11 protein-coding genes are annotated in these 13,322 nt (G+C 68.3%); 5 read left to right on the top strand and 6 right to left on the bottom strand.

The genetic code is table 11. The annotated features are described in order from the left end of the window. The first annotated feature begins 79 nt into the window (after positions 1-79). On the top strand, positions 80-1,237 hold the full coding sequence (locus tag ACO073_RS04990) for an aminotransferase class III-fold pyridoxal phosphate-dependent enzyme (RefSeq protein ID WP_421997396.1): 1,158 nt from the start codon (positions 80-82) through the stop codon (positions 1,235-1,237). 19 nt (positions 1,238-1,256) lie between these two features. On the opposite strand, the gene ACO073_RS04985 is transcribed toward ACO073_RS04990, so the two are convergent. Beyond that, entirely contained in the window at positions 1,257-2,879 is a 1,623-nt protein-coding gene (locus tag ACO073_RS04985) for a YifB family Mg chelatase-like AAA ATPase (protein WP_421995881.1), read from the bottom strand. A gap of 164 nt (positions 2,880-3,043) precedes the next feature. Here ACO073_RS04985 and ACO073_RS04980 point away from each other — a divergent pair, with 164 nt between their 5' ends. Beyond that, on the top strand, positions 3,044-4,222 hold the full coding sequence (locus tag ACO073_RS04980) for an acyl-CoA dehydrogenase family protein (protein WP_421995879.1): 1,179 nt from the start codon (positions 3,044-3,046) through the stop codon (positions 4,220-4,222). A 2-nt stretch (positions 4,223-4,224) separates the two neighbouring features. Here the strand turns inward: ACO073_RS04980 and ACO073_RS04975 are convergent, their stop codons facing one another. The 5 genes from ACO073_RS04975 to ACO073_RS04955 all read right to left on the bottom strand — a co-directional run bounded on the left by ACO073_RS04975 (position 4,225) and on the right by ACO073_RS04955 (position 10,211). Then, complete coding sequence (locus tag ACO073_RS04975) at positions 4,225-4,938, bottom strand: acid phosphatase (RefSeq protein ID WP_421995877.1); 714 nt, start codon at positions 4,936-4,938, stop codon at positions 4,225-4,227. Between the two features lie 125 nt (positions 4,939-5,063). Continuing rightward, entirely contained in the window at positions 5,064-6,881 is a 1,818-nt protein-coding gene (locus tag ACO073_RS04970; RefSeq protein WP_421995875.1) for an AMP-binding protein, read from the bottom strand. Beyond that, complete coding sequence (locus ACO073_RS04965; RefSeq protein ID WP_421995873.1) at positions 6,878-8,050, bottom strand: hypothetical protein; 1,173 nt, start codon at positions 8,048-8,050, stop codon at positions 6,878-6,880. The genes ACO073_RS04970 and ACO073_RS04965 overlap by 4 nt, the downstream gene beginning before the upstream one ends. Positions 8,051-8,236: 186 nt before the next feature. Continuing rightward, on the bottom strand, positions 8,237-9,757 hold the full coding sequence (locus ACO073_RS04960) for a terminase (protein ID WP_421995871.1): 1,521 nt from the start codon (positions 9,755-9,757) through the stop codon (positions 8,237-8,239). Next, a complete protein-coding gene (locus ACO073_RS04955; protein ID WP_421995869.1) occupies positions 9,744-10,211 on the bottom strand; it encodes a hypothetical protein in 468 nt (155 codons plus the stop codon). The genes ACO073_RS04960 and ACO073_RS04955 overlap by 14 nt, the downstream gene beginning before the upstream one ends. 69 nt (positions 10,212-10,280) lie before the next feature. Between ACO073_RS04955 and ACO073_RS04950 the strand changes: the two genes are divergently transcribed. The 3 genes from ACO073_RS04950 (at position 10,281) to ACO073_RS04940 (ending at position 13,047) form a co-directional block, all read left to right on the top strand. Then, a complete protein-coding gene (locus tag ACO073_RS04950) occupies positions 10,281-11,270 on the top strand; it encodes a hypothetical protein (protein WP_421995867.1) in 990 nt (329 codons plus the stop codon). Between the two features lie 2 nt (positions 11,271-11,272). Beyond that, a complete protein-coding gene (locus ACO073_RS04945; RefSeq protein WP_421995865.1) occupies positions 11,273-11,686 on the top strand; it encodes a very short patch repair endonuclease in 414 nt (137 codons plus the stop codon). A 68-nt stretch (positions 11,687-11,754) separates the two neighbouring features. Then, a complete protein-coding gene (locus ACO073_RS04940; protein WP_421995863.1) occupies positions 11,755-13,047 on the top strand; it encodes a DNA cytosine methyltransferase in 1,293 nt (430 codons plus the stop codon). The last annotated feature ends 275 nt before the right edge of the window (positions 13,048-13,322 follow it).

The raw sequence follows: 13,322 nt of genomic DNA, 5'->3' as shown, positions 1-13,322 counted from the left end.
AGGCAGGGACGTGACGGCAGAGGCAGAGACGGCGGACCAGAAGCTGCGGGCCCGGGCGGCGCGCGTCATCCCGGGCGGCATGTTCGGCCATCTGAACGCCAACCGGCTGCCTGCGGGCTATCCGCAGTTCTTCGAGCGCGGCGACGGCTGCCACCTGTGGGACGTGAACGGGCAGCGCTACGTCGACTTCATGTGCAGCTGGGGGCCGATCGTGCTCGGCCATCACCATCCCGCGGTCGACGAGGCAGTGCGGCGCCAGATGGCGGCGGGCGACTGCCTGAACGGACCGTCGGAGCGCATGGTCGAGCTGGCCGAGCGGCTGGTGCGGCTGATCCCGCATGCCGACTGGGCGATGTTCTCCAAGAACGGCACCGACGCCACCACGACCTGCGTGACCCTGGCCCGCGCCGCGACCGGCCGGCGCAAGATCCTGGTGGCGCAGGGCGCCTATCACGGCGCCATCCCCTGGTGCACGCCCAACCCGACAGGCGTCACGGAAGAGGACCGCACCCATCTCCTGACTTACGCCTACAACGACGTCGGCAGCCTGGAGACGGCGGTGCAGCGCGCCGGCGACGACCTGGCCGGCATCCTGGTTTCGGCCTTCCGCCACGATTACGGGCAGGACCAGGAGCTGCCCGATCCGCAGTTCGCGCGCCGCGTCCGCGAGCTCTGCGATGCCAGCGACGCCGCCCTGATCGTCGACGACGTGCGCGCCGGCTTCCGCATGACGCTGCGCGGCAGCTGGGACCTGGTCGGCGTGCAGCCCGACCTCAGCGCCTGGAGCAAGGCGATCGCCAACGGCCATGCGCTGGCCGCCGTCACCGGCAACGATCGCTACCGCGAGGCGGCGACCAAGATCTTCGTCACCGGCTCCTTCTGGTGCAGCGCCGTGTCGATGGCCGCCGCGGTGGCGACCCTCGACGAGCTCGAGCGCATCGACGGGCCGGCGCGCATGCGCGCCATGGGCCTGCGCCTGCGCGAGGGGCTCGCCGCGCAGGCCGAGGCGGCCGGCATCGGCATCCGCCAGAGCGGCCCGCCGCAGATGCCGACCCTGCTGTTCGACAACGATCCCGACGGAACGACGGGCGAGCTTTTCACCCGCGAGGCGCTGAAGCGCGGCGTCTACCTGCATCCGCGCCACAACATGTTCCTGTCGACGGCGCACACCGAGGCCGACATCGATTTCGCGCTCGAGGCGACGAAGGCGGCGTTCGAGATCGTCGCGGCCCGATAGCGGCACGATAGCGGCCGCCTCACGCCGCCAGGGCGGCGCGCGGCTGGGCGCGGCGGTAGCTGAGCGCCTCGGCGATGTGCAGGCGGCGCACGGCGTCCGAGCCGTCGAGGTCGGCCAGCGTGCGGGCGACGCGCAGGGTGCGGTGCCAGGCGCGGGCCGAGAGGCCCAGCCGCTCGGCGGCGCGGGTGAGCAGCGCACGGCCCTCGGCGTCGGGCTCGGCGATGGCAGCCAGCAGGGCGCCGTCGGTGTCGGCGTTGCAGCGCGGCTTCTGCCAGTGGCGGGCGCGCTCCGACAGCAGCCCGGCGGCGGGATCGGATTCGACCGACACCAGCCTGCCCTTGCGGTCGAGCGCGGCCAGCCGGTCGCGCTGCACGGCGCGGGCGGCGGCGACGCGGACCGCGACATCGGCCGAGCCTTCCGCGGGCGGCGGCAAGGCGAGATCGGCGGCGGCGACGGCCGGCACGTCGATCGCGAGGTCGATGCGGTCGAGCAGCGGTCCCGAGATCCGGCCCTGGTAGTCGGCCCCGCAGCGCGGGGCGCGGCCGCAGGCGCGGTGGGCCTCCATCAGGTGGCCGCAGCGGCAGGGATTCATGGCGGCGACGAGCTGGAAGCGCGCCGGGTAGGTGACATGGGCGTTGGCGCGCGCCACCGTCACACGGCCGGTCTCCAGCGGCTGGCGCAGCGCCTCCAGCGTCGAGCGGTTGAACTCGGGCAGCTCGTCGAGGAACAGCACGCCGTGATGGGCGAGCGACACCTCGCCCGGCCGGGCGCGATGGCCGCCGCCGACCAGCGCCTGCAGGGTCGCCGAATGGTGCGGATCGCGGAAGCTGCGGCGGCGCGACAGCCGGCCCTCGCCCAGCTCCCCGGCCAGCGAGCGCACCATCGAGGCTTCCAGTGCTTCTTCAGGCTCGAGCGGCGGCAGGATGCCGGGCAAGCGCGCCGCCAGCATCGACTTGCCCGAGCCGGGCGGGCCCAGCATCAGGAGGTTGTGGCCGCCGGCGGCGGCGATCTCGAGCACCCGCTTGGCGCTCTCCTGGCCCTTGATCTCGGCGAGGTCGGGATAGGTCGCCTCGTCGTCGGCGAGCTCGGCGGCCGGCGGCGACAGGCGCTGCTGGCCGCGCAGGTGATTGATCAGGGCGAGCAGCGATGGCGCGGCGACGATCGGCGTCCGGCCGGTGTCTTCCCGGACGTCGAAGCCGCCCCACGCGGCCTCGCCGCCGCACACCGCGGGGCAGATGACGCCGCGCCCCGCCGCCCGGGCGGCGATCGCCGCGGGCAGGACACCAGGTACGCGGGAGAGCGCGCCGTCGAGCGCGAGCTCGCCCAGCACGACATAGCCTGCGATGCTGTCGGCCGGCACGACGCCCATGGCGGCGAGCAGGCCGAGCGCGATCGGCAGGTCGTAGTGGCTGCCTTCCTTGGCGAGGTCGGCGGGCGACAGGTTGACGGTGATGCGCTGCGGCGGCAGCGCGAGGCCGAGCGCGCGGAAGGCCGCGCGCACCCGCTCGCGGCTCTCGCCCACCGCCTTGTCGGGCAGGCCCACGGTGACGAAGCCGATCTGGCCCGGCGCCACCAGCACCTGCACGTCGACCGGCAGGACGTCGATGCCCTGGAACGCCACGGTCCTCACCTTCGCCTGCATGCCGGCCCTCCTCGCCACGACCGGAACAATCTAGGTACGATCCAGCGGAAAGTAAATCTCGTATAGGTTGCATCCCGCGGCGACGCAACGGCTGCGTGCGCCTGCGGCACTTTGCTCTACACTGCGCGCCGCGCGCCGCGCCGCGTGAACCGGGAGAGACTGTCTTGAGCCTGAACTTTGCCCCGCCGGCCGAGGTGAGCGACCTCGCCGCCCGAGTCCGTGATTTCGTGAAGACGAAGATCGTGCCCTACGAGACCGACCCGCGCTGGACGTCGCACGGACCGACCGACGAGATGCGCGTCGAGATGAACGCGCTCGCGAAGGACGCCGGCGTGTTCGCGCCGCACGTGCCGACCGAGTATGGCGGCCGCGCCATCGGCCAGGTGGCGCGCGCCTACGTGTTCGAGGCGGCGGGCTATTCCATCCTGGGGCCGACGGCGATCCACTGCGCCTCGCCCGACGAGGGCAACATCCACCTGCTCGACGTCGTGGCGCGGCCCGACCAGCGCGAGCATTTCCTGAAGCCGCTGGCCGAGGGGAAGATCCGCTCCTGCTTCTGCATGACCGAGCCCGGCGGCGCCGGCTCCGATCCCGGTCTGCTGCAGGCGACGGCGCGGCTCGACGGCAACGAATGGGTGATCAACGGCCGCAAGTGGCTGATCACCGGCGCCGAGGGTGCGGGCTTCGCCATCATCATGGCCAAGGTCGAGGGCGGGCCCCAGGACGGGCATGCCACGCTGTTCCTGGCCGACATGCCGGATCCCGCGATCCGCGTCGAGCGCACGCTCGACACGATGGATTCGAGCTTCCCGGGCGGCCACGGCGTGGTCGAGATCAGGGACCTGCGCCTGCCGGCGGATTCCGTGCTGGGCGAAGTCGGCAAGGGCTTCCGCTACGCCCAGGTGCGGCTCGCCCCGGCGCGGCTCAGCCACTGCATGCGCTGGCTGGGCTCGGCGGTGCGCGCCCAGGAGATCGCCACCGAGTATGCGCGCACGCGCCAGGCCTTCGGCAAGACGCTGGGCGAGCACGAGGGCGTGTCGTTCATGCTGGCCGACAACCACATGGACATACACCAGGCGCGGCTCTCGATCCTGCACACCGCCTGGCTGCTCGACAAGGGCGAGCGCGCCTCCAACGAGAGCTCGATGAGCAAGGTCGTGTGCTCCGAGGCGATCGCCCGCGTCGCCGACCGCTCGCTGCAGATCCTGGGCGGGCTCGGCATCACGCGCGACACGGTGGTCGAGCGCATCTTCCGCGACACGCGCGCCTTCCGCATCTACGACGGCCCGTCGGAGGTCCATCGCTGGGCGCTCGGCGCGCGCATCGTCGCCGGGAAGATGTAGTCTCACGGTGCCAGGCCGAGATAGGCGCGCAGCTCGGCGCGGGCGGCGGCGAAGTCGGCCTGGTACTCGGGCCGCGCCATGACGGCGACGACGATCGCGGTGCCGGCGCGGCGGCCGCCCTCGAGGTCGTTGAGATAGTGCATGCCGCCGACGACGCGGCTCAACGCATAGTCGGCGGCGCGGGCGAAGATGATGTCGCGCTTCTCGGGCACCATCTGGCCCAGCACGATGGCGGCGACGGTCGACCAGGTCGTGTGGCCCGACGGGTAGGAGCCGCTGACCGAGGGCCGCACCAGCGGCTTGATCGCCCCGTTGGAGAGGTAGGGCCGGCGGCGGTCGAACGCCTTCTTGGTCGGCGCGATCACCGCGCCTTCGGTGGCGTCCAGCCGGTCGAACAGCCGCCCGAGCGCCGGCAATGCCCGCATCTCGATCGGCTTGCCGAGCGCATCGTCGAGCAGGACGGGCAGGGTCTCGGCGCCGTCGCGCTGCGCCTTGGCGACCCGCTCGGCCGAGGCGGCCTGCTGCGTCGCCAGCACCTCGGCCTGCTCGGCGGCGTCGGCGGCGCTGCCGTTGACGACCGGCGGCGGCAGGATCGCCACCAGGTCGAGCTCCTGAGCCGTGAGATACGGCACCTCGCGCGCCGAGGCCGGGAAGGCGAGCGCCAGCGCCGCGATGAAGGCGAGGCGCAGGAACGGGAGGCGGCGGAGGGTGGTCATGGGAGTCGAACGCTACCGTTCAAGCTGGGAGCGCGGACCTCCAGGTCCGCTCATGATCATGATGCGGACCTGGAGGTCCGCGCTCCGATGAAGCGCCCCGTGGGATGCCGCGCTCCCAGCCATGATCACGACCCGATGACCGCCGGATCGAGCGGCTCGGCGTAGAGGCGGGCGACGTCGGCGGCGCGGCGCTGCAGGACGCGGTTGGCGTTGATCGAGCGCTTGTCGGTGATCTCGCCGTCGGCCGGGGAGAGCGGCGCGTCGAGCGGCAGCAGGCGGCGCACCGCGGTGCTGGAACCGCGCTGGGCGGCGTTGAAGGCGGCGAGCCGCGCCGCGAGGTCGTCCCGCGCGCCCGCCGCCGCATAGGCCGGATCGAGCCAGACCAGCGCCCCGAGCCACGGCCGGTCGGGCGCGGCGATCACCAGGTCGCGCACCAGCGGCCGCAGCGCATCGAGCAGCGCGCCGCGCAGGGTCGAGGCGCGCACCCAGGTGCCCGACGCCAGCTTGAACTCCTCGCTGAGCCGCCCGGCAAAGGCGATGCCGGCGCGCGGGTCGGCGGCGTCGACCCAGCGCGCGCTGTCGCCGGTGCGGAAGAAGCCTTCGTCGTCGAAGGCGGCTGCGGTGGCCTCGGGCTGGCCGTAGTAGCCCGCCATCACGTGCGGTCCCTTGACCCGCAGTTCGTACCGGTCGGCATCGTCCCCTCCGCTCTCACGGGCCGGCACCAGCTTGGCCAGCGCGCCGGGCGGCGGCAGGCCGAGCAGCCCGGCGCGGTCGACGTTCCAGTAGACCATCAGCCCGACGCTGGTCGTCTCGGTCATGCCCCAGCCGCAGCCGAACGGCAGGCGCTCGCCGAGCTGGTCCGCCGCCAGCGCCTGCAGCCGGTCGAAGCTTTCCTGGGGCAGCAGCGCGCCGCCATAGCCCAGCCCGCGCAGGTTCTTGAAGAAGGCGGCGCGCAGGCCCGCGTCCTTCTCCAGCGCCGCGAGCAGCAGCGGATAGGCCGCCGGCACGGTGGCGAAGCCCGAGGGCGAGAGCTCGCGCAAATTGGCCAGCGTCTCCTCGAAGCGGCCGGGCAGCGGCCGGCCGTCGTCGATGTAGAGGGAGCCCGCCGAGCGCACGACGCCGTTCAGGTTGGAGTTGCCGCCCCAGGTGTGATGCCAGGGCAGCCAGTCGAGCGAGACGGAGACGCGCGCCGGATCGAGCGGCTCGCCCAGCGAGCGGTTCATCTCGGCGGCGGCGGCGAGGTTGCCGTGGGTGTTGAGCACGCCCTTCGGGACGCCGCTCGATCCGGAGGTGAACAGGATCTTGGCCGGCGTGTCGGGGCCGATGTGCAGCCGCCGCTCGGCGACCGCGGCGTCGATCGAGGTGGCGGCGAGTGCCGCGAAGGCGCGCCCGCGCTTGCCGTCGACGGTCACGAGCCGCGCGCCCGTCGCCGCGGCGCGGTCGAGCGCGCGGCCGTAGGCCTGCGACTCCTGGGCGAAGACCAGCGCCGGCTTCACCAGGCCGAGCGCGTGGTCGAGCCGCGCGGGATCGGCGGCCAGCGAGTAGCCGGGCGAGATCGGCGCCACCAGCGCGCCGGCGCGCAGCGCGCCGAACAGGAAGAGCGCGTTCTCGAGGCTGTTGTCCGACAGGATCGCAAGCGGCGGGCTGGCCGGCCCGTAGCCCTGGGCGATCAGCCAGGAGGCGATGGCGCCCGTCTTCGCCCAGGCCTCGGCGTAGCTGAGCCGCTGCCACGGCCGGGCGGCCCCTTCCCCCGGTCCACGGCGCTGGGCCAGGAAGGTCACGTCGGGCCGGCGCTCCGCGGCGTCGCGCAGCCAGTCGATGACCAGCGGCAGGTCGGACGGCAGATCGCGGCCCGAGGACAGGACCAGCGCGCCGTCGGCGCGGCGCTCGACCGCGACCGCGGGCGGCGGCCGGTTCAGCACGCGCATGGGCGCGAGCGTCATTTGTTGCCGAGCAGCCGCTGCTGCAGCCCCTTGGCGATCAGCCCGTTCTGGAAGGCGGTGGGATGGCCGTCGTGCGGGATCAGCAGCTTGTCGACCGGATAGCCGCTGGCGAAGTCGTCGACGCGCATCATCGGCAGGCCGCGCGCGCGCAGGCGCTCCAGGATCTCGACCAGCAGGTCCTGCTTGAAGTCGGACTGGCCGTGGCCCGGCCGCGACTGCTTGTCGGGCCAGGAGTAGAGCACCAGCAGCGGCGCATCGAACTTGGCCCTCGCGTCCTTCTGCAGGCGCTCCAGCAGGGCGACGAACAGCGCGGCCTGCTCCTCCTGGCGCTGCTGGCGGCCGATCGCCTCGACGAAGGGGAAGAGCTCGCCGAGATAGTACTTGGCGCCGGCCAGCGGATGGCTGAGCCGCCAGCCGTCGAAGGTGCCGGTCCACACGAGCTTGCCGTCCTCGAGCGCGTAGCGCGGCGAGGTGCCGAGCCACGAGCCCTCGCCGGTGATGCGCGCGAGCTGGGCCGGGATGATCCAGGTCACCACCGCCTTGACCTTCTTGTCCGTGTAGCGGTCGAGCAGCCCGCCCTCGAACAGGCGCACCAGGTGGTTGGGCGCGTAGCCCGGCACGCCGAGGTTCACCGCATGCAGCGTGCGGCCGGACAGGTCGGCAAACTGGGCGGCGAGCGATTCGCCGTCCTCCAGCCCCTGGCCGAAGGTGAAGGAATCGCCCAGGAACAGGTAGGTGTCGGCGCCGGCCGGCGCGGCCGGCGTGACGCGCGCGGCCGTGGCGTCGAAATGGTAGAGGCGGCGGTAGATCAGCGCACCGTCGAAGGTGGCGGTGGCGATCACCTGCGTGTCGGGCCTGGGGCGGAAGCCGACGACCGGATCGGGCGGCGGCCACCAGCGCGGATCCATGGTGCGCACGAGGCCGGAGCCGTGCGCCGCCGGCGTGAGCAGGCCGGCGAAGGCGTCGAGCAGCGCCAGGCTGAGCGCCAGCGCCGCAGCGAGCAGCGCACCGGTGCGCCAGCCGTTGCCGCGCAGCAGCACGACGCCGGCGAGCCCCAGCAGCGCCGCCAGCGCACACACCCACATGGCCGACGGCAGCACCATCGCCGCGAGCGCGACCACCACCGCCATCAGCGCGACGACAGACAGGTTCCGACCGACGGCGGTCATGGACGTTCCGGCGACTCCGAGGACACGCTGCGGTGTACGGAATCGGGGGGAAAACATCAATATTGGGGGCGAGTCTTCGCTGGGAGCGCGCGACTCCAGTCGCGCTCTTTCTTCGCGTTGCAACATCCATGAGCGGCACTGGAGTGCCGCGCTCCCAGCCATAAGAAGGCCCACCCCGTCACCTGATCACACGACCCAGCGCCTCAGCCGCTGCAGCTTCTCCTCGATGCGGCGTTCGGCGGCCCAGTCGACGGCACGCACCGGGTGGGCGAAGGTGAGGGCCAGCGCGTCGCCGTCGTCGGGCGAGGCGAGGCCGCGGCGGCGCATGTCGTCCTTCTTCTCCAGCCGGATCGCGTCGGCGGCGTCGTAGCCGTAGTCGATGGCGGTGAGGTCGGCGCGCAGGTCGCGGTCGTCGGGCAGGCAGCCGACCTTGCACCATTCCTTCATGTAGCCCCACATCTCGGCCCGTTTGTTGGCGTAGCGCACCATGCCGTCGGCGCCGTCGGTGCGATCGGCCCGGCCGCTGAAGTCGATGCCGATCGACTTCGAGCAGCCGAGCTGGGCGAGGCGATCGACGACGCCCCAGCCGATGCCGGTGCCGTCGACGAACACGGCATCGGGCGAGTGGGTGTTGACCAGCTCCATGATCCGGCTGGCGATCACCATCAGGTCGGGCACGCGGAACTTCACGGCCGGGATCGAGCGGGCGTCGAGGCCGCGGCGGAAGCGGATCACCGTCTGGTCCTCGCCGTGGCGGGCGATGTCGACGCCCATGACGAGCGGCGCGTTCCAATCCGGCGGCAATTCGCGCTCGACCGCCTGCTGCACGCGCTCGCTGTCGATGAACTGCATCGAGCCGGCGCGCGGGAATTCGCCCTTCACGCGGATGCGCACGAAGTCGCTGTCCTCGCCGTAGTCCTTCACCCAGGTGGCGATCTGCGCCTTGTTGGTCATCGCCACCGAGCGCGAATCGATCTGCTGCGGCGACCAGCGATGGGCGAAGCGGCCGCCGGCGAAGCATTCGCGGAAACGGCCGGTGGTGCGCGTCGGATTGCCGAAGGCCAGCCAGAAAAGCTGCGTGCCGGCATCGGTCAGCGCGCCCTCGATCGTCTCCCAGACGCCGTCGGCGATCGACGAGGCCTCGTCGAACAGGGCGAAGGCGCGGCGGCCCTTGTTGTGCAGGCCGGCGATCGCCTCGGTGTTGTTCTCCGACCAGGTGATGGCATCGACCCGCCAGGTGCGCTCATGGCCGGGCTGGGCGGAATAGAACAGCGAGGTCGCCGTGTAGGTGAACCAGCTCCGGGTGGCCGAGAGCGCGTGCCACTTGGCGAGCTCGGGCCAGGTCTTGGTGCGGAGCTGGCCCTCGGTGTTGGCGGTGACCACCCCGCGCGTGTCCGAGAGCGTCGACAGCGCCCACAGGATCACCCAGGACACCAGCGCCGACTTGCCGACGCCATGGCCCGAGGCGACGGCGAGGCGCACGGCCTCGTCCGCCGCCGTGTCGCGCGCCTTGAGGCCGCGGCCCAGCGTCTCCAGCACCTCGCGCTGCCACGGCTCGGGACCGCTCTCGCCCGCCAGCGCCGTGCCCGTCTGCCCCCACGGGAAGGCGAACATCACGAAGCCGAGCGGATCGAAGCGGAAGCGGCCGACGGTCTGCGACAGGCGCGACGGCGCCGCGGCGCCAACGGGAAAATCAATCACCGTCATGGTGACGCATGCTCTCGCCCGCGGCATCGAGCAGGGCGATGTCGTCGATGGGGTGCGCGGACGGGCCGTCGGGCGCATCACGCCCCGGATCCGACCAGGAGCGGCGGCGGCGGTTGCGCAGCCAGAAAACGCAGGCCTGGACGTTGGCCGGATAGTGGACGGTGCTGGTGACGGGCTTCAGCTCGCCGCCGATCACGACCGAGCGCTCGAAGGTGCGGTCGTAGCCCACGGCGCGCTCGAAGAGGCTCCGCGCCACGCGCGCGTCGGCGACGACGCGGCCGCGCCGGACGGCGTCGCCGAAATCAGGATGACGGGCGATCCATCGATCGATGGTGCAGGGCGCCACATCGAAGAACGCGGCGAGATCGTCGTTCGTCGCGCCCAGCAGGCAGTAGTTGTGCGCCTGGTCGCACAGGGCGGGTTCGTAGAGGGTGGGACGGCCTATGATGGTCATGGGTGTAACATAACCGCAGTACTCGCACTTTTCAAGAACGGCATGCAATCGCGAGGCCCAGGAAACCAAATGGCAGAGCCTTTTGAGGCTCCTGGAAGCGCCATGGATAGTGCAGAAGATTCCCCAGCCCACAATATTTTGATTACTGCAGTGCTGGATCGGCGTTCGCCAGCGCCAGATGTGGATAAGGCGTCATCCGATATATGGTTTACTGCAGATGCGATGCTAAGTCAGATGACCCGAGCGGAGCTCCTTCGCTTAGCCGAATACGACAGGATTGCCATTTACCTGTTTCGGCGGCTTACGAAAGGGCTAACCAAAGCAACCATCCCCGACGAATTGTCTTTTTCGTTGGAGGACGTCCGCGAGGCTATGCACCTCGCAGTGAGCGACGGGCTCCTAAAGAAGGTCGTCAAAAACGTAGCTGACATCAAGTACACGTACGATGCACGCCGCAACTTTCCACCCGAGATGGAACAGGGCGGGCAGCGCGTTTGGCTTCAAGTTAAGAAGGGAGAGTACAAACTCGTTCGGACTTCTCGCAGGAACCTCATTGTATTGCCAGACTCGTTACCGGGGGTACCCATCACCGAGCACATTCCAGATCAGACGCCGAAATTCATCACTGCGATGCTCGGTAACGATGAGCAGGCCGTTTTCACACGGGTACGCAACGCAGGCCTAATCAGCACATTCCTTGGATTTCAAGCGATGATCATACAGGGTCACCACAGGACGAGCGTGAGCTATGGCCAGATCGAAGTCGATGAAGTCCAAGCCGGCATCGAAGGCACGCAGGGAACAATCATTCCGATCTCCGGTAAAGGCGGACAAGACAAGCTCTCGTGGTCACAGGCGCTCAATCTCAACACTTACGGAAAGGAGAAATCTCGCATTCCCAATCTGGCGATCAAAAGTCTAGGCCTGTGGCGCGATGATGCGAAGACAGTTTGGATTGTTCAATTCACTCCCCACACGGACATCCACAGCATCGATATTGTCAAGGCGCGGCGGTTCCGCTTCGTCGATGACCACACCTCGGACGAACACAGATCATAGGCATGGTCGACACTCGTACCACTGAACAGCGAAGGCGCATCATGCAGTCCGTCCAGACTCGCAACACCGGACCCGAACTCGCGGTCCGCAGACTGTTGCATGCGGAGGGATATCGCTTTCGTCTTCATCGGCGTGATTTACCAGGTTCGCCTGACATTGTATTTCCGGGACGGCGAGCTGTGATTTTCGTCAATGGTTGCTTTTGGCATGGCCACTCTTGCAAGAAGGGGAGGCTGCCTAAGAGCAGGAACGAATACTGGGATGACAAGATTGCCGGCAATCGGGCTCGAGACCGGCGAAAGCGAACGGAGCTTACGCGGCTCGGATGGCGGGTCCACGATGTATGGCAGTGCCAAATCAAGGACCCTGTAGCGCTCGCGAGGCGGTTAAGAAAATTCTTAGACTACAACCGCTAGTCGATAAACAAGTGTCTGCGAATGCGCTAGGTTTTTGGCGTGTCCTCTTTCTAGGTGCTTAAGCTGCAATGAAGGAAACTCATCGACCTATCGCCATAGATCTTTTCGCCGGCGCGGGCGGAATGAGCCTTGGATTCGAGCAGGCTGGCTTCGACGTCGTTGCAGCCGTCGAAGTGGACCCGATCCATGCAGCGGTACATGCCTACAACTTCCCGAATTGTGCTGTCCTGGCTCGGTCAGTAGTGGGGCTCACAGGTCAGGAGATTCGAGAGGCTGCCGGAATCGGCAAGAGGCGGGTCGACCTTGTTGTTGGAGGAGCACCGTGCCAAGGCTTTTCAATGATCGGGCAACGCACCCTCGATGATCCACGAAATCATCTCGTAAAGGAGTACGTCCGGATCGTCGGAGAACTAGAGGCGCGCTATTTTGTCTTTGAGAACGTCAAGGGATTAACTGTCGGCCGGCATAGAGCCTTTCTGGAAGAATTGATCTCGGCGTTCGAAGACATCGGCTATGTGGTTAGGACACCTTGGCGAGTCTTGAACGCGCGAGACTACGGCGTTCCACAGGATCGTCAGAGGCTTATTGTAATGGGCGCGCGCCGCGGATTGAGAGTGCCGCGCTACCCTGCCATTCACTTAACGGCTCCGACCGTAGCAGAAGCGCTAGACGACCTTCCGAATGCGGAAGCGTTCGAGGAGCTTTGGGCATCTGATGCAGTAGTCGTTCCTGACTGGCCTCGGGCTCGAAGTACCTATGCCAAGGACATGCGGTGCATTTCGAACGACTGTTGGCACTTTGGATACGTAAGAAGTTGGAATCAATCCTTGCTGACTTCGAGCATGCGAACTGAGCATACTGCAATCTCTCGTCGGCGCTTCGAGGCGACCCTAGAAGGCCGTGTCGAACCGATCTCTCGTTTCTTCAAGCTCGCTTCTGGAGGAGTTGCAAATACTCTTCGAGCTGGCACAGATAGCGCACGCGGCGCATTTACGAGCCCAAGGCCAATCCATCACCGCTTCGCAAGATGTGTGACGGTACGAGAGATGGCCCGGCTCCACGGTTTTCCCGACTGGTTTCGGTTCCATTCGACCAAGTGGCATGGAGCTAGACAGATCGGGAATGCGGTTGCCCCTCCGATGGCCCGAGCTTTAGGCGAGCAAGTTCTCTCCGCTGCCGGTATTCAGCCAAGCCGACCGTTCGATACAGTTGAGTCAGGTAGCATTCACCTGCTTACTATGACAATGGGGGAGGCAGCGGCGTATTTTGGGATCGAGCGGCCGATCGGCAAACGTGATCGAAAGAGTGGAGCTCGCAAGCGCAAACAGGAAGATATCGAGCGACTTTTGGTTGCCGGCTAGTCGTTCACGCTCGCCCGAAGGCAACGGTCGGCGCTCCCGTATGCTGGGTGGGTTTACTGAAGTCCTTGAGCAGCTTCTGTTCGGTTGGTCCCAGGTCGTAAACACCTGTGCCGCCACTGGGGAGATCCCGGCTGCGCGACAGTGTTCTAGTTGCCGAGCAGGCTGACCTCATACACCGCGTTCTCCAGCGGCACGGTCGCTATCCATTGAACAGGACCAAGTATTCCGACTTTTCGGGATCGTTCGCGAACTCGCGGTGACAGGTACGTTCCTTC

The organism is Reyranella sp. (assembly GCF_965229815.1).
GTDB lineage: Bacteria > Pseudomonadota > Alphaproteobacteria > Reyranellales > Reyranellaceae > Reyranella.
Note: the sequence above shows the minus strand (reverse complement) of the source record. Positions and strands in the feature narration are given on the sequence as shown.

What these genes read in the sequence shown, in the direction of transcription:
- ACO073_RS04990 (WP_421997396.1), top strand. Translation starts at nt 80, where the DNA reads ATGTTCGGCCATCTGAACGCCAACCGGCTGCCTGCGGGCTATCCGCAG.
- ACO073_RS04985 (WP_421995881.1), bottom strand. Translation starts at nt 2,879, where the DNA reads ATGCAGGCGAAGGTGAGGACCGTGGCGTTCCAGGGCATCGACGTCCTG.
- ACO073_RS04975 (WP_421995877.1), bottom strand. Translation starts at nt 4,938, where the DNA reads ATGACCACCCTCCGCCGCCTCCCGTTCCTGCGCCTCGCCTTCATCGCG.
- ACO073_RS04970 (WP_421995875.1), bottom strand. Translation starts at nt 6,881, where the DNA reads ATGACGCTCGCGCCCATGCGCGTGCTGAACCGGCCGCCGCCCGCGGTC.
- ACO073_RS04965 (WP_421995873.1), bottom strand. Translation starts at nt 8,050, where the DNA reads ATGACCGCCGTCGGTCGGAACCTGTCTGTCGTCGCGCTGATGGCGGTG.
- ACO073_RS04960 (WP_421995871.1), bottom strand. Translation starts at nt 9,757, where the DNA reads ATGACGGTGATTGATTTTCCCGTTGGCGCCGCGGCGCCGTCGCGCCTG.
- ACO073_RS04955 (WP_421995869.1), bottom strand. Translation starts at nt 10,211, where the DNA reads ATGACCATCATAGGCCGTCCCACCCTCTACGAACCCGCCCTGTGCGAC.
- ACO073_RS04950 (WP_421995867.1), top strand. Translation starts at nt 10,281, where the DNA reads ATGGCAGAGCCTTTTGAGGCTCCTGGAAGCGCCATGGATAGTGCAGAA.
- ACO073_RS04945 (WP_421995865.1), top strand. Translation starts at nt 11,273, where the DNA reads ATGGTCGACACTCGTACCACTGAACAGCGAAGGCGCATCATGCAGTCC.
- ACO073_RS04940 (WP_421995863.1), top strand. Translation starts at nt 11,755, where the DNA reads ATGAAGGAAACTCATCGACCTATCGCCATAGATCTTTTCGCCGGCGCG.